Annotated in this window: 21 protein-coding genes and 1 tRNA gene; 5 read left to right on the top strand and 17 right to left on the bottom strand. The window is 71.9% G+C overall.

The annotated features are described in order from the left end of the window. Positions 1-3: 3 nt before the first annotated feature. The 3 genes from ettA to ABT085_RS09350 all read right to left on the bottom strand — a co-directional run bounded on the left by ettA (position 4) and on the right by ABT085_RS09350 (position 4104). A complete protein-coding gene (gene ettA, locus ABT085_RS09360; protein WP_351603910.1) occupies positions 4-1668 on the bottom strand; it encodes an energy-dependent translational throttle protein EttA in 1665 nt (554 codons plus the stop codon). A gap of 379 nt (positions 1669-2047) precedes the next feature. Beyond that, entirely contained in the window at positions 2048-3625 is a 1578-nt protein-coding gene (locus tag ABT085_RS09355) for a sodium/solute symporter (RefSeq protein WP_351603934.1), read from the bottom strand. 26 nt (positions 3626-3651) lie between these two features. Next, positions 3652-4104: a DUF485 domain-containing protein gene (locus tag ABT085_RS09350; protein WP_351603908.1), complete on the bottom strand. Its 453-nt coding sequence runs from the start codon at positions 4102-4104 to the stop codon at positions 3652-3654. Positions 4105-4520: 416 nt separating this feature from the next. On the opposite strand from ABT085_RS09350, the gene ABT085_RS09345 reads away from it, so the two are divergent. Next, entirely contained in the window at positions 4521-4979 is a 459-nt protein-coding gene (locus ABT085_RS09345) for a hypothetical protein (protein ID WP_351603906.1), read from the top strand. Here the strand turns inward: ABT085_RS09345 and ABT085_RS09340 are convergent. From ABT085_RS09340 to ABT085_RS09325, 4 genes are all read right to left on the bottom strand, one after another. Further along, positions 4921-6261 (bottom strand): Cys-Gln thioester bond-forming surface protein, encoded by a 1341-nt coding sequence (locus tag ABT085_RS09340; protein ID WP_351603904.1) that lies wholly within the window; start codon positions 6259-6261, stop codon positions 4921-4923. The two genes, ABT085_RS09345 and ABT085_RS09340, sit on opposite strands and share 59 nt — an antisense overlap. Positions 6262-6605: 344 nt before the next feature. Beyond that, entirely contained in the window at positions 6606-7070 is a 465-nt protein-coding gene (locus tag ABT085_RS09335) for a single-stranded DNA-binding protein (RefSeq protein ID WP_351603902.1), read from the bottom strand. A 295-nt stretch (positions 7071-7365) separates the two neighbouring features. Next, positions 7366-9351, bottom strand: a complete 1986-nt coding sequence (locus ABT085_RS09330) for a YfjP family GTPase (RefSeq protein WP_502982701.1) — start codon at positions 9349-9351, stop codon at positions 7366-7368. A 381-nt stretch (positions 9352-9732) separates the two neighbouring features. Then, positions 9733-11340: a dynamin family protein gene (locus ABT085_RS09325; RefSeq protein WP_351603898.1), complete on the bottom strand. Its 1608-nt coding sequence runs from the start codon at positions 11338-11340 to the stop codon at positions 9733-9735. Between the two features lie 322 nt (positions 11341-11662). Here ABT085_RS09325 and ABT085_RS09320 point away from each other — a divergent pair. Next, positions 11663-11738, top strand: a tRNA-Arg gene (locus tag ABT085_RS09320). Between the two features lie 59 nt (positions 11739-11797). On the opposite strand, the gene ABT085_RS09315 is transcribed toward ABT085_RS09320, so the two are convergent. The 4 genes from ABT085_RS09315 to ABT085_RS09300 are packed head-to-tail and all read right to left on the bottom strand — an operon-like array spanning position 11798 to position 14514. After that, positions 11798-12094: a hypothetical protein gene (locus tag ABT085_RS09315; RefSeq protein ID WP_351603896.1), complete on the bottom strand. Its 297-nt coding sequence runs from the start codon at positions 12092-12094 to the stop codon at positions 11798-11800. Further along, positions 12091-12711 carry a DUF3592 domain-containing protein gene (locus ABT085_RS09310; protein WP_351603894.1) on the bottom strand — a complete coding sequence of 207 codons (621 nt, stop codon included), beginning with the start codon at positions 12709-12711 and terminating at the stop codon, positions 12091-12093. The genes ABT085_RS09315 and ABT085_RS09310 overlap by 4 nt, the downstream gene beginning before the upstream one ends. A 20-nt stretch (positions 12712-12731) precedes the next feature. Beyond that, a complete protein-coding gene (locus ABT085_RS09305; RefSeq protein WP_351603892.1) occupies positions 12732-14192 on the bottom strand; it encodes a hypothetical protein in 1461 nt (486 codons plus the stop codon). Next, positions 14185-14514, bottom strand: a complete 330-nt coding sequence (locus ABT085_RS09300) for an SAV_915 family protein (RefSeq protein WP_351603890.1) — start codon at positions 14512-14514, stop codon at positions 14185-14187. Before ABT085_RS09300 ends, ABT085_RS09305 begins: the two co-directional genes overlap by 8 nt. A gap of 366 nt (positions 14515-14880) precedes the next feature. Here ABT085_RS09300 and ABT085_RS09295 point away from each other — a divergent pair, with 366 nt between their 5' ends. Beyond that, positions 14881-15204: a chaplin gene (locus tag ABT085_RS09295; protein WP_351603888.1), complete on the top strand. Its 324-nt coding sequence runs from the start codon at positions 14881-14883 to the stop codon at positions 15202-15204. Between the two features lie 60 nt (positions 15205-15264). On the opposite strand, the gene ABT085_RS09290 is transcribed toward ABT085_RS09295, so the two are convergent. The 6 genes from ABT085_RS09290 to ABT085_RS09265 form a co-directional block, all read right to left on the bottom strand. Then, positions 15265-16131 (bottom strand): tyrosinase family protein, encoded by an 867-nt coding sequence (locus tag ABT085_RS09290; protein ID WP_351603886.1) that lies wholly within the window; start codon positions 16129-16131, stop codon positions 15265-15267. Continuing rightward, the gene (locus tag ABT085_RS09285; protein ID WP_351603884.1) at positions 16115-16660 is read right to left on the bottom strand and encodes a tyrosinase cofactor; all 546 of its coding nucleotides are present in this window, start codon (positions 16658-16660) and stop codon (positions 16115-16117) included. Before ABT085_RS09285 ends, ABT085_RS09290 begins: the two co-directional genes overlap by 17 nt. A gap of 140 nt (positions 16661-16800) precedes the next feature. Next, the gene (locus tag ABT085_RS09280) at positions 16801-17352 is read right to left on the bottom strand and encodes a vitamin K epoxide reductase family protein (protein WP_351603932.1); all 552 of its coding nucleotides are present in this window, start codon (positions 17350-17352) and stop codon (positions 16801-16803) included. Between the two features lie 38 nt (positions 17353-17390). Further along, the gene (locus tag ABT085_RS09275; protein ID WP_351603882.1) at positions 17391-17894 is read right to left on the bottom strand and encodes a DUF5949 family protein; all 504 of its coding nucleotides are present in this window, start codon (positions 17892-17894) and stop codon (positions 17391-17393) included. A 293-nt stretch (positions 17895-18187) separates the two neighbouring features. After that, positions 18188-18478: a hypothetical protein gene (locus ABT085_RS09270; protein ID WP_351603880.1), complete on the bottom strand. Its 291-nt coding sequence runs from the start codon at positions 18476-18478 to the stop codon at positions 18188-18190. Positions 18479-18844: 366 nt separating this feature from the next. Further along, positions 18845-19084 carry a chaplin gene (locus ABT085_RS09265; RefSeq protein WP_351603878.1) on the bottom strand — a complete coding sequence of 80 codons (240 nt, stop codon included), beginning with the start codon at positions 19082-19084 and terminating at the stop codon, positions 18845-18847. Between the two features lie 596 nt (positions 19085-19680). Between ABT085_RS09265 and ABT085_RS09260 the strand changes: the two genes are divergently transcribed. Both ABT085_RS09260 and ABT085_RS09255 read left to right on the top strand, forming a co-directional pair. After that, positions 19681-20889 (top strand): glycosyltransferase, encoded by a 1209-nt coding sequence (locus tag ABT085_RS09260; RefSeq protein WP_351603876.1) that lies wholly within the window; start codon positions 19681-19683, stop codon positions 20887-20889. Beyond that, the gene (locus tag ABT085_RS09255) at positions 20886-22319 is read left to right on the top strand and encodes a sugar transferase (RefSeq protein WP_351603874.1); all 1434 of its coding nucleotides are present in this window, start codon (positions 20886-20888) and stop codon (positions 22317-22319) included. Before ABT085_RS09260 ends, ABT085_RS09255 begins: the two co-directional genes overlap by 4 nt. Positions 22320-22323: the final 4 nt, after the last annotated feature.

The raw sequence follows: 22323 nt of genomic DNA, 5'->3' as shown, positions 1-22323 counted from the left end.
CGATCAGCCCCGGGTCAGCTTCTTGTAGGTGGCACGGTGCGGACGGGCGGCGTCCGCACCGAGGCGCTCGATCTTGTTCTTCTCGTACGACTCGAAGTTGCCCTCGAACCAGAACCACTTGGACTCACCCTCGTAGGCGAGGATGTGGGTGGCGACCCGGTCCAGGAACCAGCGGTCGTGGGAGACGACCACGGCGCAGCCGGGGAACTCCAGCAGCGCGTTCTCCAGGCTGGAGAGGGTCTCGACGTCGAGGTCGTTGGTCGGCTCGTCGAGGAGCAGCAGGTTGCCGCCCTGCTTGAGGGTGAGCGCGAGGTTGAGGCGGTTGCGTTCACCGCCGGACAGGACGCCGGCCGGCTTCTGCTGGTCCGGGCCCTTGAAGCCGAAGGCGGAGACGTAGGCCCGCGAGGGCATCTCGACCTGGCCGACGTTGATGTAGTCGAGCTCGTCCGAGACGACGGCCCACAGGGTCTTCTTGGGGTCGATGTTCTCGCGGCTCTGGTCGACGTAGGAGATCTTGACGGTCTCGCCGATCTTGATGGAGCCGGAGTCCGGCTCCTCCAGACCCTGGATCATCTTGAAGAGCGTGGTCTTGCCGGCGCCGTTCGGGCCGATGACACCGACGATGCCGTTGCGCGGCAGGGTGAAGCTCAGGTCGTCGATGAGGACCTTCTCGCCGAAGGCCTTGTTGAGGTTGTTGACCTCGACGACCACACTGCCCAGACGCGGGCCCGGCGGGATCTGGATCTCCTCGAAGTCCAGCTTCCGCATCTTGTCGGCCTCGGCCGCCATCTCCTCGTAGCGGGCCAGACGGGCCTTGGACTTGGCCTGGCGCCCCTTGGCATTGGAGCGCACCCACTCGAGCTCTTCCTTGAGGCGCTTCTGCCGCTTGGCGTCCTTCGCCCCCTCGACCTTGAGACGGGTCGCCTTGGTCTCCAGGTACGTGGAGTAGTTGCCCTCGTACGGGAAGGCGCGGCCGCGGTCGAGTTCGAGGATCCACTCGGCGACGTTGTCCAGGAAGTACCGGTCGTGGGTGATGGCCACGACGGTGCCCGCGTACTTGGCGAGGTGCTGCTCCAGCCAGTTCACGGACTCGGCGTCGAGGTGGTTGGTGGGCTCGTCGAGGAGCAGCAGGTCGGGCGCCTCGAGCAGCAGCTTGCACAGCGCGACGCGGCGCTTCTCGCCACCGGAGAGGTTGTTGACCGGCCAGTCGCCGGGCGGGCAGCCCAGGGCGTCCATGGCCTGCTCCAGCTGGGCGTCGAGATCCCAGGCGTTGGCGTGGTCCAGGTCCTCCTGGAGCTTGCCCATCTCCTCCAGCAGCGCGTCCGAGTAGTCGGTCGCCATCTGCTCGGCGATCTCGTTGAACCGGTCGAGCTTGCCCTTGATCTCGGCGACGCCCTCCTGGACGTTGGCCAGGACCGTCTTCTCCTCGTTCAGCTTGGGCTCCTGCATCAGGATGCCGACGCTGTAGCCGGGCGAGAGGAACGCGTCACCGTTCGACGGCTGCTCGAGGCCCGCCATGATCTTCAGGACGGTCGACTTACCGGCTCCGTTCGGGCCGACCACGCCGATCTTCGCGCCGGGCAGGAAGCTCAGCGTCACGTCGTCAAGGATGACCTTGTCGCCGTGTGCCTTGCGCGTCTTGCGCATGGTGTAGATGTACTCAGCCAAGAGAAACCGTCCGGCGTTGAAATCAGGCAATGGGCAGAGGGCAGATACACCCCATCTTGCCTGACGGCTACCCCTGGGGGGAAACGCGTTCCGTCGGGCACCTCTGACCTGGGGTTCTGCCGCGGACGTCTGCGGCGCGCCTGTCACTGTCGGTCGCCGCCGGTCGTCCTCGGCCAGCCTCGGACGGCCCAGGGACGGCCCGGCCCGCTCGACCGACGGCCGGCACCGCTGACATACCCCGTCCGAAACCTCAGCCTGGGAAGCTGCGGGCATCCGGGACTCGCTCCGAGGCTGACGTGCGGCCGAGTCGGCCTGGCCGGTGCCCAGGCCACCGGCCAGGCCGGTGCCCAGGCCGCCCGGGCGATGCTTTCGACTCGATTCAGCCTCCTCGTCTTGCCGCCCCCGCCAGGATCCATGCTTCGACCGCCTCGTACTGCTGGCGCTGTTCCTCCGCTTTTTGCCGCCCGGAGATCTTTGTCCCTGCCCAGCCGAGGGCGAAGCCCAGGGGTACGGAGACAAGGCCCGTGGTGGTGAACGGGAACCAGTTGAAGTGGGAGTTCGGGAAGGCTGAGAAGGGTGAACCGGAGACGAGGTTGGTGCCGGTCATGAGGACGAGCGTGGCGAGTGTGCCGCCGATCAGGGTCCACAGCAGACCCGTGCGGGTGTAGCGGCGCCAGAAGAGGCTGTAGACCAGTGCCGGTGCGAGTGCGGATGCGCCGATGGAGGCCGACAGCAGAGCCAGCGGTTGCAGATTGTGGTGCTGGACGCGGGTGGCCAGCAGGATGGTGAGGGCGCCCACCGCCAGGGCGGAGACCCGGGCGATGGTCATCTCACGGCGGGGAGTCGTCCCACGGCGCGCGAGCAGGTCGTGCGCGAGGGTGTTGGCACAGGCCAGGATCATGCTGGCGACCGATGCGAGCAGGGTGAGGAAAAGCGCCGTTGTGACCATGGTGAACAGGAACGTTTCCGACGTCGAAACGCTCGTTCCGAGCGCGGCCCGTGAACCCAGCAGATACGCGGTCCGGCCCGTCGGGTCGGCGCCGGCGATCGTCGTGCGCCCGATCAGCGCCGTTGCCCCGATGCTGACGACTGTGCAGATCAGCATGAAGAGTGCGACGCACGACACGGCCCAGGACATCGACCGGCGCACCTGACGGGCGCTGGTCGCGGTGTACATGCGCATGGTGACGTGCGGCAGGCAGGCGCCGCCGAGGATCACGGTGAGCTCCGAGCTGATCATGTCGAGCCGGGGGCTGGGGCCACCGGCGAACTGGAGACCGGAGTGCAGGAAGGCCGACCCCACGCCGCTGTTCGCTGCCGCGGCGGAGAACAGCTTGCCCAGGTCCCAGTCGAACTGCCGCAGAATCAGCGCGGCCACGACCGCGCCGGAGCCGAACAGCATCACGATCTTCAAGACCTGGATGAGGGCTGTGCCCTTCATGCCGCCGATCGCTGCGTAACTGATCATCAGTGCGCCGATCCCGACGATGCATCCGGTCTTCAGCGAGTCACTGGAGAAGCCGAGGATGAACGCCAACAGATCGCCGGTGCCGGCGAGCTGGATGAGCATCATCGGCAGCAGGGCCGCGATCGTCGCCACACACGCGGCGATGCGCACTTTGCGGCCGGGCATCCGCCGCGCGAGCACGTCGCCCATGGTGAACCTGCCCGCGTTGCGCAACGGTTCGGCCAGCAGGAACATCAGCAGCATGAGAGAGAGGGCGATGCTCAGCGCCAGGACGACGCCGTCGTACCCGTCGAGCGCGATCACCCCAGCTGTGGACAGGACCGTCGCCGCGGAAATGTAATCCCCGGCGATGGCAAGACCGTTGCGCATCGGCGACAGCGACCCGTACCCGGTGTAGAACGCGTCGAGGTCGTCATCGTCAGGTCCTGTCATCACGCACAGCAGCAGGATGAGCGTAGCGACTGTCGTGAATGCCATCAAAGACATCATGTGCGTGGAGCTGTCGAAACCGCCCACTATGCCACTCTCCGCTTCACGTCCGGCTCGCCCTGCTTGCGGATGCGGTCCGCGATCGGATCGACCCTGCGGCGCGCGGCGTGCTCGTACAGCCCGACCGACAGACAGGTGACGGGTACCTGGAGCAGCCCGAGAAGCAGCCCTGTGGACAGGCCGCCCGAGACAGTGCCCGTCATCAACGACGGTGCGAACGCGGACAGCACAAGAAAGACCGTGAAGTATCCGAGAGCCGTGAACGTCGCCACGCGCCGCTGGGTGCGGTATGCGCGGCGCAACAGACGCAGGTCGCTGTGGTGACCGGGCCCCGTGCGGGGCGACGTCGTCCCACTGTCGAACTCCTGATGCGGCTGCCACGCGTAGATGACATCGGAGGAATAGGAATGAGGCGCGGGGCGGTACGGCGCTCCTGGCCGGTGCGGCTGGTACTCCGAATACGGAAACGGATCTGGCATCCCGCTTCTCCTCATGCGACTCATGGACCCGTATGGGACCGAAGGGGCGCGGGGGGCGAGCGCACGTTACCCAGCAGTTATGGGCCCGCGCCAGACTCTGACCAAACTGAACAGTTGGTATGCAGCAGATCGATGGCTGTATCAACTACTTCTGTTCGGTGCCGGGGAATCATGGGCCACCGGCCCGGGTCCGCGACACGCAAGACGGTCACGCAACTCGACTACCTCAACTCCTGCGGGAAGTTGGCTTGTTGGCCAATCCGGCATGACCTCGTCCGGTCGACCCGGCCGCCACCGCCGACCGCCCCCGACCGCCGCACCACCGCCGTACCACCGCTCGGGGGGGTCCGCGTACTCGGGCGGAGATGAGTACGCGCACTCTGTGCTGTGACGCGGCGGACCGGGAGGCTCGGGTCATGAACCGACACCTGACGGATCCCGTTTCCCGACTCCTGCCGGTACTCGCGTCGGCCGGGGCGGCCCTGGCGCTGTGGGCCGCCTGGCTGGGCTGGGACCAGCATCGCGACGTGCGGCCCGACGGCACGTCGACCGGCCCCTACGAACCGTGGCAGGTGATCGGGCTGGTGCTGACCCTGCTGGCCCCGGTGTGCTGGGCGGCGTACCGGGGACATCGTGCGGGTGCCGTGGTCGGCACCACGACCGGCCTGGGCGTCGCCGCGTTCCACGACTGGTCGGGCGACGGCGACGGTCTCTTCGTGATCGGCGTGGGGCTGGTCGTGCTGGGGAGCCTTGCCGCGACCGCCGCCGTCTCCTCGGTGGTCCGCGCCGTGGCCGCCCGGGATCGAGGTGACTCCGTCAGCCCTGGGTCGGGTTCTGCTTCCGGCCGACGAGGATCAGCGCCGCGCCGCCGATGACGACCAGGCCGATGGCCACACCGACGATCAGCGGGGTCGCGCCGGAGCCTCCGGTCTCGGCGAGGTTCGGGCCGGTGGAGGTGCCGCCGACCGTGGCCGGGCTGGGCTCGCTGAGCGTCTGCACGGCGTTCCCGCCGACGCCGCCCTGGGTCTTGCAGTCGAGTACGCCGGTGAACCGCTTCTGGAAGCCGGCCTGGCCGTCGATCGTGAAGCCGTAGGCCTGATCCTCCTGGAGGGGGATCGTCACCGTCCGCGACGCCCCCGCCGGAATGCTGTGCTCGGTGCCCATCAGCTCGAAGGTGAAGACCTCGTCACCCTTGTTGGCCACGGTGACGTCCACTCCGCCCTTGGCGCAGTTCTTCACCGCCGACAGGGCGGGTATCGGGCCCAGCGCCGCCCAGGCCGCGCTCGCCGTCGCCGAGACCGTCGACTCGCTGGAGCCGGCCAGGATCTGCGTCTGGCTCCTGGACTCGGAGGTGAAGGCCCGGCCGACCGGGACGGTGGTCGAGGCCTGCACGGTCAGGTCGGCCGACCCGTCCGCGGCGCCCTCGGGCACGTCGAAGAACAGCCGGCTGCCGTCCTGCGCGGACGTGACGGCCTTGCCGTCCTTGCCGACGATCCGCACCCCGCCGACGGCCAGGTCCGAGGACGGGGTCACCGTCACGCTGTCCGCATCGGTGTGCACCGTCACCGGGCCGAGCAGACCCCCGGGATGGCCGGAGACCGCGGGCGGGTCGAGGCTCAACGACGCCTCGGGCTCGGCGGCGTTACGGGCGGCCTTCTGGAGGTAGTCGGCGAGCTTCTCGGCCTGCGGGTCGATGGCGTCCACGTCGGCGGCGTCCGAGTAGCGCCAGATGGCCACCTGGGTACCGGCCGCCGCGTCCTGCTCGGTGAGACCGGAGCCGGTGCCCGCCGCCTCGGCGAGCGCGGCCAGGTCGTTGACCTGCGGGTAGGAGTTCTGGAGGATCCAGCTGATCTTGCCGGCGTTCTTGTTGGCGGCCAGCGACGTGCCGCTCCAGGGCGTCTCGTGGTAGCTGGCGTCCCGCTGGGTGGGGTTGTGGAGGTCGACGCAGTACGTCTGGAGGGTGCCGCCGCCCTCGACGGACATCTCGAACAGCCCCGCCGACACCTGCTGGTCCCCGCTGTCGCCGTGGACCACCGCGCCGCCGTACGTCTTCAGACCGCCCATGGTGGCGATCGCCCCGCCCTGGCTCTGCACCGTCTCGGCGGCGACGGCCGGAGCGGCGACGGCCACCGCACCGGCGGCGACCAGACCGGACATGAGTACCGCGGCGGCAGACCGGACCACCCCTCGCCGACGACGCGGAGACGGCGCGGAGAGCGAAGAAAGCACAGAATTCCCCTTCGAGCAGGACCCGTTGACGTGGGGGGTACGGTCCCACCAGCAGAATCAGCAGCCTTGACAGCTATGCCCGGCATCCTAAGGAAGAGCCACTCCGCCTTTCCCTCGTCATATCGTCAGACAACCGATCCGACTCGGAATCGTTATCGCCGGGATCACCCCGGAGCAGGGCTTATCGACAAATCAACCGGGCCGTCCGGAACGACTCTCGGTGGAATTCGCCGATAAGCCGCAGTTCGGCCGAGTCGGGGCATCGGCTGACATCACGTCACCGCGGCCGGCTCCGCGGGCCGGTGCACCGCCTCCGGGCCGCCGCCCTCGGCCGGGGTCTCCCAGGCGGGCTCGGGCCGGTCCGGCGGACCGGCCTCCGGCCGGCCCGTACGCCGGAACGCGCAGGTGCCCCGGGCCAGATCATGGCCGATGGCCACCGCGTCGATGTCCGCCGACGTCCGGCTCTGCCCGTCGCGCACCTCGGTCCGCACCTTCAACCTGCCCTGCACGATCACGGGTTCGCCCACCGACAGGGACGCCGCCGCGTTCGTGGCGAGCTGGCGATTGGCCCACACCGTGAAGAAGTTGGTGTGCCCGTCGGTCCAGGCGCTCTTCTCGCGGTCCCAGTAACGCGAGGTCACCGCGAGCCGGAACCGCGCGGACGGCCCCGAGGCCAGCTCCCGGTACACCGGCTGCGTGGCCACGTTGCCCACCGTGCACACGATCGTCTCGTTCATCGCGAACCCCTCCCTCACCCGGGCACCCGGCCCGGTCCGGCACGCGTACAGGCCCGTCCCGTACGGCTGCGTCCGCCGCGTCGGTCACGCTCACGCGCGTACCGCCGCCGCCACGGCGGCCGCGTCCGTCGCGACCGCCGTGGCACCAGACTGCCTCCGCCGGGACGAGCCCGCCGAGCCCTGTGGGTCACCGCCCGCCTGTGGAGAACTCCCTCACCCGCAGGGGTGATCCGATCCGCACCCCAACACTCGGCACCGTCCTCTACTCACCCCGGCACCCGGCACCGACCTCACCTCACCGCACCCCGGCTCCCACGCCCACGACCCGGCCGTACTGCTCCCGGACCTCCCGGTAGCGCAGCAGTTCCGCGGCCACCGGATCCAGGACCCGGGCCCGCCCGCAGCCCGCGGCCGCCTCCCGCAACCGCCGCTCCGCCTCCAGTCCGTACCGTTTCGCCGGTCCGCGCGCCGCCATCCGGCAGCTCCACTCGATCAGCGGACCGCCGACGATGCCGGCCAGCATCAACAGCACGGGCACCCCCAGATTCGGTGCCATCACCCTGGTGATCTGCCCCACCAGCCACAACCCGCCCACGATCTGAAGCAGCGTCATGGCCGCCTGGGCCAGCACGGCCAACGGCCACCAGCCCGGCCGCGGCGGCCGCCCGGGAGGCAGTCCGGCCCGCGCCGCCAGCTCGTCCAGCGCCTCGGACAGCCCCTGGGACCCCCGCACGGCGGCCTCGCGCACCGCCTGCGCCCACGGCGTGGGCAGCCCGGCCGACGCCCGTTCGGACACCCCTCGCACCGCCTGTTCCACCCGCTGCCTGGCCGTGGCCTCCTCGTCGGCCTGGGTCCGCTGCCCGAGGCGGCCCGTGGGGACCTGCGCCCCCCGGCCCTGGAACCAGCGCCACAGCCGCAGCCAGGGCGTCCCGCACGCGCGGTTGGCGTTGCGCAGCCAGGCGCGTTCGGCCGCCTCGCCCGCCGCCGCGGCACCCACCGCGTCCGCCAGCCGGGCGGTGAACTCGTCCCGCGCCTCCTCGCTGAGCCCGCTGCGCCGCCCGGTCGCGTACACCGGCCGCAGCCCGACCGCGGCGGCGTCGACGTCGGCCGAGATCCGGCGGGCCGCCGCCCCGCGCTCGGCCACGAACTGGCCCAGCGCCTCCCGCAGTTCACCGACCCCGTCGCCGGTCAGCGCGGAGAGGGCGAGCACGGTCGCGCCCGGTTCGTCGTACTCGCCGAGCGCGATCCCGTCCTCGTCGAGCAGCCGCCGCAGATCGTCGAGGACCAGATCGGCCGCCTCCTCGGGCAGCCGGTCGATCTGGTTGAGGACGACGAACATGACCTCCGCGTGCCCCGCCATGGGCCGCAGATAGCGCTCGTGCAGGACGGCGTCGGCGTACTTCTCGGGATCGACGACCCAGATGACCGCGTCGACGAGCGCCAGCACCCGGTCCACCTGCTCCCGGTGCTGCACGGCCGCGGAGTCGTGGTCGGGCAGGTCGACCAGGACAAGACCGCCCAGCAGCGCCTCGGCCTCCGCGCTCTGCAACGGGCGCCGCCGCAGCCGTCCCGGGATGCCGAGGCGGTCGATGAGGCCGGACGCGCCGTCGCTCCAGCTGCACACGATGGGGGCGGCGGTGGTCGGCCGCCGTACGCCCGTCTCCGAGATCGTCACCCCGGCGAGCACATTGAACAGCTGCGACTTTCCGCTGCCGGTGGCGCCCGCGATGGCTACGACCGTGTGCTGCCCGGAGAGCCTGCGCCGCGCCGCCGACTCGTCCAGCACCCGGCCCGCCTCGGCGAGCGTCCTGTTGTCGAGCCGGGCCCGGGAGAGCCCCACGAGCTCCCGCAGCGCGTCGAGACGCGAGCGCAGCGGGCCGTCGTAGGCGAGCGGTGCGGGGATCTGCGCCGACTGCGCCCGGCTCTCGATGGCGGCAGCGACAGCGGGGGCCGTCGCGGCGGCCTCCTCGGTCACCCGGCGCGCGATCAGCCCGTCGTCCCAGGCACCGGAGGACTCACCACGGTCCGCGCGTTCGGCGTGCTCGGCCCGCTCCTTGCCGTCCACACGGTCGACCCGGCCCGCAGGACCCGCATGACCCGTACGGTCCTGGCGGTCCTGACCGTCCAGGCGGTCCTCGGGACGCTCGGGGCCTCCGGGGTCCGAGGGGTCCCGGTGGTCTCCGTGGTCCGCGACGCCCCCGTGACCGGCAGGCACCACATGATTCACGTGATCCACATGATCGACGTGATCAACGTGAATCACGTCGATCAAGTGATCCATGCGATTGAAGCGGCCCGCGCGACCGGTGCGACCTGCACTGTCCATGTGGTCCATGTGATCCATGCGATCCGCGTGATCCGCCTCACCCCCGCGCCCGTCGCGCCCATCGAACGCATCGCGCCCCACGTGCCCCCCGAGCCCCATACGCTCCTCGCGCTCCTCGCGCTCCTCGCGCCTCACGCGCTCCTCGAACCGCTCGTGGCCGACGGCATCGGACATCTGACGCACTCCCTCCGGCTGCCCTTTGCGGACGCCCCTCGCGATGCCCTGACCGGCCTCCTCCCGTTCCCGTGCGGGCGGCCCCGGCGGCCGCCCGGGGTCCGTCCCCCCGCCGTGATCGGCATGTTCCGTGTGGTCCTGGTCGGCGACGGCGGTCACCGGTCACCTCTCCTTCTGCAGTACGGACAGCGCGGCAATGAGTTCGGCCTGGGGCTCCACGTGGATGTCGAGCCCGTCGAGGGGTGCGAGGCGCCGCTCGCGTTCGGTCTGGAGCACCCGGTCCACGTACGTGGTGAGCAGCCGCCCGCCCCGGTCGCGCAGCCGCAGGGCGCCGTGCGCGCCGATCCGCTCCGCGAGCCGCTCGCCCGCGTTGCGCGCCCTGCGGCCGCCCAGCAGGACGGTGGCGACCAGCGCGGAGACCGCCTCCGGCTCGACGGCGGCACCGCGGTCGAGACCGCGCAGCTCCTCCTCGGCGCACTCCTCGAGCTCGCGCCGCCAGCGTCGTACGGCCACCCCGATCCGGTGCTCGGCGCCCTCCGGCGTCGGGTCGTGCCCCGTCAGCGCGGGGGCGCCCGCCGCGGGCTCGCGCCGCCAGGCCTCGTCGATACGTTCGTCGGCGGCGGTGACGGCGCAGAGCAGGAGTGAGCCGAGACTCTCGACGAGGGCGTCGAAGAGTTCACCCGCCGTGCAGTCGAGCGGGAAGGCCCGCCATCGCTTCAGGGCGCCGCCGGCCAGTACGGCGCCGCTCTGAAGCCGTCCCCGCACGCGCGTGTGCTCGCTGTCGTACGCCCCGTCGACGGCGGCGGTGAGCCGCAGAGCCGCCGCGTGCTGGGCCGCGGCGGCGCCGGCGAGCTCGGGCATCCGTGACTTGAGGGAGTCCAGGACGCCGTGCGCCGTGCGGGCCACGACGTCCTGCCGGGCGACGGGATCCTGGACGCGCTGGACCAGCCAGGTCCGCAGGGAGGCCACCGCGGTGGCCGGGAGGAGGCCGCCGCCCCAGGCCGACTCGGGCAGCTCGGGCACGGTGAAGCGCGGTACATGGCCCAGCCCGGCCTTGGTGAGCAGGGCACCGTACTGCCGCGACACCTCCGACACCACCTGGTGCGGCACCCGGTCGAGCACGGTCACCAGGGTGGCGCGGTACTCCTTTGCGGTACGCAGCAGATGCCACGGCACGGCGTCGGCGTAGCGGGCGGCCGTCGTGACCATGACCCAGATGTCGGCCGCGCAGATGAGCTCGGCGGCCAGGACCCGGCTCTCCGCCACCAGGGAGTCGATGTCGGGTGCGTCGAGGAGCGCGAGGCCGCGCGGCAGGGTCTCGGCGGTCTCGATGCGCAGGATGCGCTTGCCGTCCTCCCCGGGCATGAGCAGTTCCTCGCCGGGGTCCTGGTGGGGCACCCACACGCGCGTGAGGTCGGGCAGGACGCGCATGCCGCTGAACCAGTGATGGTCCTCCGGGTGGCACACCAGTACGGGAGTCCGTGTCGTCGGCCGCAGCACCCCCGCCTCGCTGACCCGGCGCCCCACGAGCGAGTTGACGAGCGTCGACTTCCCGGCGCCGGTGGAACCCCCGATGACGGCCAGCAAGGGCGCGTGGGGCTCTCTCAACCGGGGCACCAAGTAGTCGTCGAGCTGGGCGAGCAGTTCGTCGCGATTGGCACGCGCGCGCGGGGCCCCTGCCAGGGGCAGCGGAAAGCGTGCGGCGGCGACACGGTCGCGCAGGGCGGAGAGTGCGTCGAGCAGCTGAGGCCGTACGTCCAAGGTCACCACATGCGAAGAATGCCCAATTTCGGGGGATTTCTGAAGCATATAGGCATGCCTGCGCGCCGACTGAACACAAGGGACGGAAGGTACGACTGGGACAAGGGCACAGCCCAGCCATAACGAGTGCACAACACCCGTAGCGCGAGACCCCAAAAGCGATGCACGATTCGTACCTGCCTGCGATTATCAGGACCGCTTCACCGAACCTCCACATCGAGCCACGGAGGCGAAGCAACAGGGAGAAGGATCCGGGAGCCCTATCCTTGTCCCCGGCATCGTCGCGGATCAGCCCGCACCCGGGCACCACGCAACGAGGCCACCACACCAGGCCCCCGTAGCTCAGTGGATAGAGCAGGCGCCTTCTAAGCGCTTGGCCGCAGGTTCGAGTCCTGCCGGGGGCGCCAGTCTCCGCCCTCCCCTTGGGGAGGGCTTTTTGCTGGTCGGACCATGTCCGGGCAGGTGGTCAGGTGTCCTGGCGGTAGGCGCGGGCGTCGGCCGGGGAGATCCGGTCGGGCTCGGTGCGGATCGCCGCGTCGAGCAGGGGCAGCAGCTTGTCCACCTCGATGCCGAGCTTCCTGTCGCGGCCGACGAGTCCGGTGTGCCAGGAGCGGGCGTTCCTGCCCACCCAGACCTTGTCGCCGCCCAGGTCCTGGGTGGGACGCCGCAGGGCCGTCCGCAGCCGTTCCACCTCCCTGGCCAGATCACCGCGCAGCCTGACCAGGTCGGCCTTGCGCGGGTTGGCCACCTTCTGCTCCGTCACGAATGCTCCTTCCGCGGTGCGGGTGGCGTCGTCGCCCCCACCTGCGGCCGCCGGTCGCGCAGCCGGCGGTGGCGCAGTACGGCCAGCAGGACCGTCCCGGCCAGGAAGAACGGGGAGAGCACCAGCCCCCAGAGCATCGGCGCCGTCACGGCCGGCGGGTGCTGGACCCAGGCGGTGGTGAGCACCCGGTGGGGGTTTTGTCTGTCGTAGGTCACTGAAACCGTGCCGCCCGGTTCCAGGCCGCCCGGGCGCTCGCCGCCCCAGTCGCTGAGCACGGTCTCCACCGTCCGGCCGGAGGCGGTGAACCGGACCTCGACGTTCCCGGCGCTGCCGAACTTGTCCCGGGGGGACGAGGTGACCTGGGCCCAGGTGGCCACTCCCCGGGTGCGCAGATCGTGCACCAGGGTGTGCGAGGGCAGCCAGAGCAGGAAGAGCGTCCCGCAGGCGGTGCCCAGGAACAGGACGGCCAGCGTGGCGATCAGGCGCCGTTGCGGCACCGGCCGCCGCTCCCGGGCCGTCGCCCGGCGCATCTCGGCCAGCCGGGCCTTCTGCGCGGAGGCGGGCGGCGGAGGTGCCCCGTCCGGGCGCGTCCGCTGCGTGCGTGTCTTCTTCGTCATCGATCCGGTTCCCATGTGTCTCAGAGGCCCAGCCAGCCGCCGAGCTTCTCGGCGGCGCCGCCGATGTCCTTGCCGACGTCCTCGACCGCGTGGGTGACCGCGTGCACGGCCTTCTTGCCGGTGTCGGTGTTGAGTGCGTAGTAGGCGGCGTAGCCGAGACCGGCGCCGACCAGGATGCCCGCGCCCACGGCCCAGCCCACGGGGCCTCCGGCGACGGCGACGACGGCGGCCTCGGTCGCCCAGGTGCCGACCATGCCGGCGCCGAGGGAGGCGACGTTGGAGACGACGGCCACATCGGCGTCGGAGTGGTTGACCTCGATGTCGTAGGCGATGCCGCCGACGGTGAGCACGGTGCCGACCAGGGGCAGCCGGTCGCCGGTGCGGAACGCCTTGGCGAGCCAGCCCGCCTCCGCGCTCGCGGACACCGCGCCGACCGGGACCCGGGTGGCGATCCAGCGGCCGGAGTCGCCGACCGAGGCCTCCATGAACCGGGACAGCGGGCCCAGTCCGAACCTGCCGTAGATCTGCTCGGCCTCGCGGGAGGCGCCCTTGGCTGCCTTGGCCGCGGCCCTGGTCTGCTTGCGGAACAGGGCCCGTTCCTGGGGGGTGAGAGCGTTGAGGCGGCGTTCGTAGGCGGCCTTGGCCTCCTGGGAGAACCTGTCCGCCTCGTCCCACAGGTTCTCCGCCTGGTGGGACTGGAACCCGACGACGCCCGCGACGAGTCCGGCGTGCACGGTCCAGGTCGCCTTGGGGTCGCCGAGGTCGGTGGTTGCCTTCTCCAGATGCTTCCAGGCGGTGTCCCACAGGCCTGGGTCGTCGCCCTGCATCAGGGCCCGGTCGAAGACGGCCGCGGGCTCGTTCTCGGGGATGTCGCCGTGGAACAGGTCCAGCACCTTGTCGAAGCCCGGAGCGGGGGCGTCGGCGTCGATCGCGGCGGTGAAGGCCGCGCCGAAGATCCTGGCGTCCTCCCGTGCGGTGGGCGCGTTCGCGGTGGCGATGACCGAGGGGAGGTTCTTGACCAGGCCGGGGTCGGCCTCGGCGTAGAAGGCCGAGGCGAAGTCGCCGTCGCCGCGGTGGGCGGCCAGCTCCGCCGCGATGCGGTGCAGCGCGGGCCCGGCCCGGTCGGGCTCCATGGCGCCCAACGCATCGGCCTGCTGGGCCAGTTCGGCGCCCTGCTGTCGGGCCTGGGAGACGGTCCAGACGGGTTCGGGAACCTGGACCATGGTGGGTCTGGGACCTACGCCCTGGAACTCCATGGCGGCGGCCAGCGCCTGCCGGCGGCGCAGCATGGGCAGTTCGTCGTCGACCCAGGCGGCTATCTTCCCCATCTCGGTGAGACTGCCGGTGTCCAGGCCGAACTTCCGGAAGCGGGTGGCGTAGGCGGTCCCGGCCTGCCGCAGGGACGTACTGGCCTCGGCCAGGTCACCGATGGTCTTCGCCAGGTTGTCGGGGTTGATGCCGGAGAAGTCCGGGTCAGTCATGCACCGGCCTCCCCGCCGCCCCGGCCGGCCGGGGGTCCAGCAGGACGGCCTCGGCGCCCGATCCGCTCAGGGCGCCCGCCAGGTCCGAGCCGGCGACGGCGATCCAGGGCTGCTCCTCGCCCATCGCCGCCACCAGCCCGGCGACCGTGGAGAAGGCCACCGCCGTCAGCCGGTCCTCTCCGGGCCGCGCCGGCAGGGGCAGCAGCATCAGGTCCACGGTCCCGTCCAGCAGGGGTACGCCGTCCGCGTCCCGGGGCACGTCGGCCATGGTGGGCAGCACGACGACGTCCGGAACGGGCGGTGTACGGGTCGCCGTTTCCATCCGCACAGCCTAGGAGCGGTCCCTCCGGGTAGAGGTATGGAGATTCCCAAGCTTGTCGCAAGCCTCGCACCGGGGGCCGTGTCCGTCGCCGGGGCCCGCGCCACGTCGCCGCGGACGGTCCGCCCTTGCCGACCCTTGCCGACCCTTGCCGACTCATGCCGGTCGTTGCCGACCCATACCGGTCGCTGTCGACTCACGCCGGTCCCTGCCGACTCACACCCGTCCGTGTCGACTCACGCCGGTCCTTGTCGAAATAAAAAATGATGTGCGTCCTACGCCGTGTCCCTGCCCGGATCGCCGCGTTGAACGGAGCGTGCGGCGGCGGGTCCTGCTGCCGCCCTCGCCCAAGCAATAGAAGGAGAACGCATGTCTCGCATCGCGAAGGCGGCCGTGGTCGCTCTCGGCACGGGTGCCGTGGCGCTCGGCGGAGCCGGTCTGGCCATGGCTGACGCGGGTGCCCAGGGCGCGGCCGTCGGTTCGCCCGGTGTGCTGTCCGGCAATGTCGTCCAGGTTCCGGTCAATGTGCCGGTCAACGTGTGCGGGAACACCATCGACGTGATCGGACTGCTGAACCCGGCCTTCGGCAACGCCTGCGCCAGCGACGGCCACCTCGGTGGGGTCGGCCGGCACGCCGGCCACCACACCGGCCACCACGGCAGCCACCAGTCGGGTAACGGCTACGGCCGCTGACCCTGACGTACGCGAAAAGAGCCCCGGCACCTCGAGCGCCGGGGCTCTTCCCATGGCCGCTCACGCGTACCGGTACACCCCTCTGTGGTCCTCCAGGCTGTCCGGTGTCACGTCCCACGGCGGCAGGATCTCGTTCCGGGCGATGACCCGGCCGTGCTGCGGGGTGCCGGGGCCGGGCGGCTTGGCGGGCTGGTAGCGGTGCTCGCGGTGCCGGTCCTGCCAGCGGGACCACAGCAGGTCGACGAAGGCGTGGTGCAGCCAGAAGACGGGATCGTTGACGGACGCCCCGCCGAGCATGGCTCCGCCGACCCAGCGGTGCACCCGGTTGTGGTTGCGCCAGGAGGCGCTGCCGCTCCCGGGCCCCCACCCCTCCAGCCTGTTGCGGAAGCCCTTGGTGGTGGTCGAGTCCCAGGGCGAGACGTCGTAGACCGGGTCGGAGAGCGCCTGGTCCACGTCGTTCCTGGTGGGCAGGGAGATCGGGGCGCGGGCGCGGCCGAGGTCCCGGGTGAGGTACTCCCCGTCGGTCACCCCCGCCCGGATCGTCCAGTTGCCCGCCGCGTACGCGAAGGGTCCCGTGGTCACCTGGTGGTCGGAGCTCCGCCCGTTGCCGCCGAGGAGGTCCGCGGTCCACGGCGTCGACGTCGTCCCGCGGTCGCGGGTCCAGTCCCAGTACGGCACCGTCACGGAGGAGTCCACCCGGCGCAGCGCCTGCTCCAGCTCCAGCAGGAACCGGCGGTGCCAGGGCAGGAAGGACGGCGCCATGTGGGCCGTGCGCAGGCCGGTCTCGCCGTCGGCGACGTAGTGGTCGATGTGCATCTGCACAAACCCGTCGTACTCGCCGCGCCGTTTGACCTCCAGCATCGCCCGCACGAACCGCCGCTTCTCGGCGGCCGTCAGCGTGGCGGCGTCCTTACGTGTGTAGACCATGCCGTCCCCCCATGTGTCCGCTGTGGTCCTGGCCCGTTTCGCCCCGCTCCCCCGGGCCGTGGGCAGGGGCGGCCGCCGCGCGCAGCCGCTCGCCCGGCCCCAGTTCGTCGACCGCCGCGCGCGCCGCCTCCAGCGGGGTGGCGTACGAGCGGTAGTGGTCGACCATGCTCAGCCAGGTGCCGTCGGCCCTTCGCATCAGATGCAGGGGCCGGCCGTCCACGGTGACCTGCCAGGCGACCGCGCCGGGCATGGCCGTGCGCCGCCCGGCGGAGAGCCGGACGCCCTGGATACGGCGGCCCCGGTAGGTCTCGTCGAAGGCGGCCCCGCCGGATCCGCCCGCGGTCCGCGGGGGCCGGGAGGCCGCGACGAGGGGAGCGAGCAGGAGGGCGGCCGCGGGGGCCAGCAGTCCGCGCAGCAGGTCCCGTCGTGTGCCCGCCCGTCCCAGTCGTGCTCGCGGTCCGGGTCTCCCCGGGCTCTCCGGTCCGTACTCGGCGCTCACCACCACAGCGCCGCCCACGCTGACGACCATGTTGTGCTCCTCGGTCCGGTTCGGTTGTCCCCAGAGGTAACCGTCCGGCGGGCCGCCTGGTCACCCGTGACGGCCGGACCGGGCTCCACATGGCCGTAACACGCACCTCCGCGGCCCGGTCGCCGCGCCCGTTCCAGCGCTCACCCGGTCCCGGTCCAGAAGGTCCACCACCGGGTGAGGACCAGCATGCCGACGACGCCGATGTGCAGCAGGGGCAGCACCCAGGTGAACTCCGCGAGGAACATCCGCACCGGGGCCGGCGCGGGCAGGAACCGCTTCCGTACGGCGAACGACGTCACGTACCAGAACATGATGATCGTGGCGACCCAGGCGAGGCAGCACCACAGGCACAGCGCGCCGATCCGGTACAGCGACTGGAACTGGAGCCAGGACACGAACCCGACGCCGAACAGGCACCCGGCGTCGAAGGTCAGCCAGTACCAGCCCGGGAACACGGCGTCGGCCAGCAGGCTCACGCCGACGCAGACGACGATGCCGTAGGCCACCAGTCCCAGCATCGGGTTGGGGAACCCGAACACCGAGGCCTGGGCGCTCTTCATCACGCTGCCGCAGGAGACGACCGGGTTCAGGCTGCATCCCGGGACGAAGGCGGGGTTCTCCAGCAGCTTGAACTTGTCGAGGGTGATGACCCAGGAGGCCAGCAGCCCGGCCGCGCCGGTGAGGACCAGCATCAGGGCGAACCCGCGGCCCGCGCCCGCGGTCCTGGCCGTCAAGCGCGCAGGCTGCGGGCCGGAAGGACGAGGTGCGCCGCCGCGTTGAGGGTCTCGTCCGCGCCGGCGAAGGCCGCCAGCGCCTCCGGGGTGACGGGTGTGCCGGGCGCGGCCTGCGGCCAGGGGCGGGTGGTGAACACGAAGTAGGCGTACCCGCGGTCGGCGACCGCCTCCAGCCACTCCGGCGGCGGGGTGCACTGGACGTTGAGGTGCGGCGGCATGGAGACGACGGCCTGACCGGCCTCGACGAGCAGACTGACCGGGAGGCTCGGCTTGGCGTTGCCGTCGACCAGGTCTCCGCCGACGGGCAGGCCGTTGCTGTTGAGCAGTTGGGCGACGGCGGCCGCCGAGGCCTCGGGACCGGCCTGCGCGTCCCCGAGCGAGTACGCGAGGAGGTAGGGCATGTCGCCGCCGTCGGGGGTCTCGCCGCTCCAGGGGAGTACGACGAGCGTGCCGAGGTCGGCGACGCGAAGGGGGCGGGTTTCGCTTGAGGTTGAGGTCACCGCGCGACCTTACCGACGCTCCGGAAGGCCGCCGGGCCCGTTCTCACCCGACCGGGCGACGCTCCGGAGGTGCTCCACACGAACGGGGGACGCAGTGCGGCAACGCCTCTCGAACAGCGCCGGGAGACCGGCTCCGTCCGGTGCGGCACCCCGGTGCCGCCCTTGGCCGGCACTCCTTCGTCGGCGCCTCTTGGCCGGTGCCTCTTCGCCGGCGCCCTTCGCCGGCATCCTCGGCCGGCGCCCTTCGCCGGCATCCTCGGCCGGCGCCCTTCGCCGGCCCCGGCAGCGGCGTGTCAGCTCTGGAGCGGCAGGCCGCCGAGGAGCGGGTTGTGGGTGTTGAGCGCGGTGGCCGCGCCCTTCACGGTGTGCAGTACGGAGTCCTTGTTCTCGGTGTTGAGGGCGTCCGACTGGTGCTGGAGCGGCATCACGTCGTGCAGCTCCAGGGGATGCCTGGCGAGCGTGTCGACGGCACCGTTGAGGCTGGAGGGCGTGAGGTCGGCGGTGCTCTGGGCGAACGCGGGCGCGGCGGCACCGGCCATGACAAGGGACCCGGCGACGACTGCGGCGGCCTTCAGCGACTTCATCGTGTTCCTCTCTTCGGCAACTCGCGTCGCCTCGGTTGTGTCTGACGTCGTGCCTAACGACTCCTGACCGGGGCGGAAACCCCGCGCACGCAGACTTTCTGCGCCGGGCGCGAAGACTCTCCGCGCCCGGCGCGAAGGAAGCCCTCGTACCGTCCGGAGCCTTGGGGACGGGCCGGCGGGGCGAAGCCCCGTCCGCGCGGCGGGTTGCCGTTTCGAACCCGGCCCCCCGTTCGGAGTAACACCACGGGAGTGCGCCGGGCCGGGACCGCGCTCCCGCCCCCGGAGTGGTCACGCTCCGTGTCCAAAAACGCGGAACCGGCCGCCCTCCGTCCCGGAGAGCGGCCGGTCGCGATGGATGCGCCGACGTCAGTCGCTGAAGCAGAAGCCGCCGAAGGCCGGGTTCAGCAGGCCGACGACGTCGACGGTGTCGCCGCAGAGGTTGACCGGGATGTTCACCGGAACCTCGAGGACGTTGCCGGACAGCACACCGGGGGAGTTGGCGGCGGCGCCGTGCGCGTCGCTGTCGGCGGCGGCGATGCCGGCGGTCCCGGCGATGGCCGCGACGGCAACGGTGGTCAGGGCCAGGCCCTTCGCGATACGCGACATGGAGAGGTGCTCCTTGGGAATTGACACAGACAGCCGGACGGGGGTGTCCGGCGCTGTGTCAACGCGCCGGGCGCACGCGAGTTGTGCCGCCATTGGGGTGATCCCCGGGGGCGAGGATTCACGACTCCGACACAACTGTCCACTTTCTACCGATTAGCACGTATAGCAGCTAGAGTTGCGGACCTCTCCGCACTCCTACGGCAGGCGTCCGATTCCGCTGACCCCCCGGTCGACGAACCTCCTCGAAAGGGCAACGCCGGTCATGCGCCATTTCCTGGGTCCGCCGCTGCGCCGCGCGACGGTACGCGCTCTGCTCGGCACCGCGCGACGGTGCGCGCCCTGCTCCGCACCGCGCACCGAACCACGGTCCGCGCGCCCGGCGCGGGCTCTGGTGCGCGGACACGCTCGGTCACGACCGCGGTGTGTTCGATCCGGACCGGGCCGTGCTGCGGCGTGGTGACCAGCTGACTGCCCGGCTCGTTCCCCAGCGGGACGCGGCGTGGACCGGCGCACACTTCGTCGCCGTCGAGGCACAACGGTGAGACGGCGCGTTCCCGCACGAACCGAGCGCCATCGTGAGCGAGGAAAACCGCGCAATGCACCTGCCAGCAACGGACCCTCGGCCACGGGTCCTCCACCTCACCCAACCCGTGGACGGCGGGGTCGCCCGAGTGGTGACCGACCTGGTGAGGGCCCAGCTCACGGCCGGTCTGCACCTCACGGTCGCCTGCCCGGACGGCGAACTGTCCAGCACGCTGCGCGCGTCGGGCGCCGACGTACGGCACTGGCGGGCGGCCAGGTCGCCCGGTCCGGCCCTCGTGCGCGAGGTACGGCGGCTCGCCCGGCTGCTCGACGAGGTCCGGCCCGACCTGGTGCACGCGCACAGCGCGAAGGCCGGGCTCGCCGGCCGGATCGCCGTACGGGGGCGCATCCCGACCGTGTTCCAGCCGCACGCCTGGTCGTTCGAGGCGGTCGGCGGTACCGCGGCGGCGCTCGCGCTGAAGTGGGAGCGGTGGGGCGCGCGTTGGGCCTCCCGGGTGGTGTGCGTGAGCGAGGCGGAACGCGTCACCGGTGTGCGCGCCGGTGTCGCCGGACGGTGGTCGGTGATCCCCAACGGCATCGATCCGGAGCGCTTCAGCCCGGCCGCCGCGGACCGCGGGCGAACCGTGCCGGGGGCGGCCGTCGATCCGAGTGCTCCGCTGGTCGTCTGTGTGGGGCGGCTGTGCCGGCAGAAGGGCCAGGACGTCCTGCTGGACGCATGGGACGCCGTCCTGCGGCGGCTGCCGGACGCCCGGCTGGTGCTGGTCGGCGACGGTCCGGACGGGGACCGGCTGCGCGCCCGCGCGCCGCGGTCCGTGCTGTTCACGGGGGCCGTCGCCGACACCGTGCCCTGGTACCGGGCCGCCGACCTGGTGGTGCTGCCCTCGCGCTGGGAGGGGATGGCACTGGCCCCGCTGGAGGCCATGGGCTGCGGCCGGCCGGTGGTGGTGACGGACGTGGACGGCGCCCGCGAGAGTCTGCCGCCCGCCCTGGCCGGGCCCTGTCTCGTCCCGCCCGGGGACCCGGGGGCGCTGGCCGCCGCCGTGACCGGGCTGCTGCTCGACCCGCCCCTGCGCGCGTCGCTCGGCGGGCAGGGGCGTCGGCACGTCCTGTCCGCGCACGACGTACGGCGCACGGCCGAGGCCGTCGCGGCCGTCTACGACGACCTGCTCGGCGGCGGCCGGAACCAGGCAACAGGGCGCGCGGTGCCCTCCGAAACAGGGCGCGTGGTGCCCTCCGAGTGCAGGGAGTCCATCCACCCGTGACTGCGGAAAGTACCGTCCCCTCCCCCGGCGCGCAGCCACGGGACCACGGATCCTCGCCCGTTTCGGTCATGCCCGCGCGCGAGCGCGGCACCGGCTTCCGGTTCCCCGCCCGCCGGCCCCCGGCACGGCCCGCCTCCTCGCTTCCGCTGCCGCTCGCGGACCTCGCCGCGGCCTTCGTCGCCGCTTCGGTGCTCGGCGAGGCGCAGCGCACGCCGCTGGTGGTGGCCCTGCTGGTGGGCGCCACGATACTGCTGCGCGCCAGGCGCACCGGGCCCGTTCGGGACGTGCTCGACGAACTGCCCTCCGTCTGCGGGCGGATCACGGTGGGCTGGCTGGCGCTGGCGTCGCTCGTGGCGGCGTACACGCCGGAGCACGCGCTGTCCGTGCGCACGCTCGTCCTCGGTGTCCTGGTCCAGTCGGCGACGGCCTGCCTGGGGCGCGGGATCGCGCACGGGCGGCGGCGCGCCGCGCTGCTGCGGCGCCCGCGCGCGGCACTGGTCATCGGACCCGCGGCGACCGCGCAGCGGGTGGCCGCGGCCGTGCTGCGCCATCCGCGGTGCGGGGTGCGGCCGGTGGGGATCGTCGCCGCGCGGCCCGAAGGGCCCCATGGTCACCAGGGGCTGCCGGTGCTGACGACCGGTCAGGAGGTGCAGCGGGCGCTGATCCAGAACGGGGTGCGCGAGGTGCTCGCCGTCCACCCCTCGGTGCGCACCGCGCAGGGCCCCCTGCTGCGGGCGCTCGCCGAGTCCGGCTGCACGGTGCGGGAGATCGACGCGGACTCCCCGTCGTACGCGACCCGCGACCAGCTGGCCGGGTACTCCTGCCGGCGGCTGGACATGGGCACCCGGCGCCGGGGCAGCCTCGGCAAGCGGATCGTCGACGTGCTGCTGTCCGGGACCGCGTTGCTGCTGGTCAGCCCGCTGCTGCTGGTGTGCGCGGTGCTACTGCGGATCAGCGACGGACCCGGGGTGGTGTTCCGCCAGGAGCGCATCGGCAAGGGCGGGCGCCCCTTCACGCTGCTGAAGTTCCGCACCCACCGTCCCGTCGACGAGCACGAGGCGGCCACCCGCTGGAGCGTGGCGGGCGAGCCGGAGATGAGCCGCTTCTGCCGCTTCCTGCGCCAGACGTCGCTGGACGAGCTGCCCCAGCTGTTCAACGTGCTGTCCGGCGACATGAGCCTGGTCGGCCCGCGGCCGGAACGCCCGTACTTCGTGGCCCAGTTCAGCCAGCACCACCCCGGTTACGCGGCCCGCCACCGGATGCCGACCGGTATCACCGGACTGGCCCAGATCAACGGGCTGCGCGGCGACACCTCGATCGAGGACCGGGCCCGCTTCGACAACGCCTACATCGACAACTGGTCGCTGTGGCAGGACATCTGCATCCTGCTGCGCACCGCGGCCGCGCTCGTGCGCCCGACCGGGAGCTGACGAC

The organism is Streptomyces sp. NPDC002265 (assembly GCF_040296125.1).
GTDB lineage: Bacteria > Actinomycetota > Actinomycetes > Streptomycetales > Streptomycetaceae > Streptomyces.
Note: the sequence above shows the minus strand (reverse complement) of the source record. Positions and strands in the feature narration are given on the sequence as shown.

What these genes read in the sequence shown, in the direction of transcription:
- ABT085_RS09310 (WP_351603894.1), bottom strand. Translation starts at nt 12,711, where the DNA reads ATGACGAAGAAGACACGCACGCAGCGGACGCGCCCGGACGGGGCACCT.
- ABT085_RS09340 (WP_351603904.1), bottom strand. Translation starts at nt 6,261, where the DNA reads ATGTCCGGTCTGGTCGCCGCCGGTGCGGTGGCCGTCGCCGCTCCGGCC.
- ABT085_RS09330 (WP_502982701.1), bottom strand. Translation starts at nt 9,351, where the DNA reads ATGGATCACTTGATCGACGTGATTCACGTTGATCACGTCGATCATGTG.
- ABT085_RS09285 (WP_351603884.1), bottom strand. Translation starts at nt 16,660, where the DNA reads ATGGTCGTCAGCGTGGGCGGCGCTGTGGTGGTGAGCGCCGAGTACGGA.
- ABT085_RS09305 (WP_351603892.1), bottom strand. Translation starts at nt 14,192, where the DNA reads ATGACTGACCCGGACTTCTCCGGCATCAACCCCGACAACCTGGCGAAG.
- ABT085_RS09260 (WP_351603876.1), top strand. Translation starts at nt 19,681, where the DNA reads ATGCACCTGCCAGCAACGGACCCTCGGCCACGGGTCCTCCACCTCACC.
- ABT085_RS09300 (WP_351603890.1), bottom strand. Translation starts at nt 14,514, where the DNA reads ATGGAAACGGCGACCCGTACACCGCCCGTTCCGGACGTCGTCGTGCTG.
- ABT085_RS09270 (WP_351603880.1), bottom strand. Translation starts at nt 18,478, where the DNA reads ATGAAGTCGCTGAAGGCCGCCGCAGTCGTCGCCGGGTCCCTTGTCATG.
- ABT085_RS09355 (WP_351603934.1), bottom strand. Translation starts at nt 3,625, where the DNA reads ATGATGTCTTTGATGGCATTCACGACAGTCGCTACGCTCATCCTGCTG.
- ABT085_RS09290 (WP_351603886.1), bottom strand. Translation starts at nt 16,131, where the DNA reads ATGGTCTACACACGTAAGGACGCCGCCACGCTGACGGCCGCCGAGAAG.
- ABT085_RS09280 (WP_351603932.1), bottom strand. Translation starts at nt 17,352, where the DNA reads ATGCTGGTCCTCACCGGCGCGGCCGGGCTGCTGGCCTCCTGGGTCATC.
- ABT085_RS09350 (WP_351603908.1), bottom strand. Translation starts at nt 4,104, where the DNA reads ATGCCAGATCCGTTTCCGTATTCGGAGTACCAGCCGCACCGGCCAGGA.
- ABT085_RS09265 (WP_351603878.1), bottom strand. Translation starts at nt 19,084, where the DNA reads ATGTCGCGTATCGCGAAGGGCCTGGCCCTGACCACCGTTGCCGTCGCG.
- ABT085_RS09345 (WP_351603906.1), top strand. Translation starts at nt 4,521, where the DNA reads ATGAACCGACACCTGACGGATCCCGTTTCCCGACTCCTGCCGGTACTC.
- ABT085_RS09295 (WP_351603888.1), top strand. Translation starts at nt 14,881, where the DNA reads ATGTCTCGCATCGCGAAGGCGGCCGTGGTCGCTCTCGGCACGGGTGCC.
- ABT085_RS09335 (WP_351603902.1), bottom strand. Translation starts at nt 7,070, where the DNA reads ATGAACGAGACGATCGTGTGCACGGTGGGCAACGTGGCCACGCAGCCG.